The following is a 790-nucleotide window of genomic DNA, read 5'->3' as shown; positions in this document are numbered from 1 at the left end:
AGTATTTTTTCGCAGCAAGAGAAAAATTTAGACTTGAAGGTCGACCGATAACTCTAGTGTCATTAATACGGCATTTTCTTTTCCTTGAGCAGCAGGATAATAATTTGGTCTCACACCAACCTCATTAAATCCTTCAGAGAAATATAAGTCGATTGCCTGGCGATTCGACTCTCTGACCTCAAGAAAAAATACATTTGCTTGCTTCTGTATCGCTTTAGATACCGTGTATTGAAGAAGCTTTCGACCAAAGCCTTTTCTCGCATATGCAGGATCAATGCATATATTCAGCAAGTGCGCTTCATCCAATACATATGAAACAAAAGCATAACCAATAAGCACCCCTGCCCGCTCTACGCCAAAACAGTCATCTTTGCCTAGAGAGGTCTCGAGCATTTTTTGACTCCAGGGTAAAGGGTAGGCTCGTCTTTCAATATTTAAGACCGCGTCTAAATCTGCTTTACATAAGTCTCGAAAGGAAATTGAAGTCAACTTACTCACCAAAGTAAGCACACAATTCTACCCAGGTGTCTGACTTGCGCTGCGGGAAACGAAGCATGTCGGCCAGGGAATGACTAAAAACGTTAAAGCTAAGAGCGGGTCTGGATGAAACTAGCTCGGCGTAGAATTTCTTCAGCTGCGGATACGCCGCCCCAAAATACAGAACACTCTTTACATCTTCAGCACAATGGGAGTTGATCCAACTTGCCAGCAGAACAGGTAAATCCCCCCCTTGCTTACTTTGCAAGTTAAGAGAGCGGAACACCGGCCAACTGAACAGCTGTTGGAATTC

The 790-nt window shown here is 43.5% G+C and carries 2 protein-coding genes; both read right to left on the bottom strand.

Features of this window, described 5'->3' with window-relative positions:
• Window positions 1–27 precede the first annotated feature (27 nt).
• A complete protein-coding gene (gene rimI / locus A3729_RS29555) occupies window positions 28–489 on the bottom strand; it encodes a ribosomal protein S18-alanine N-acetyltransferase (protein ID WP_082880447.1) in 462 nt (153 codons plus the stop codon).
• A 1-nt stretch (window position 490) separates the two neighbouring features.
• Window positions 491–790: hypothetical protein (locus tag A3729_RS29550; RefSeq protein WP_231877534.1), on the bottom strand; the 300-nt coding region annotated here is incomplete at its 5' end.

The sequence above is a fragment of the Oleiphilus sp. HI0043 genome (assembly GCF_001634935.1).
The sequence above is the reverse complement of the archived record's forward strand: the minus strand, read 5'-3'. Positions and strand labels throughout refer to the sequence as shown.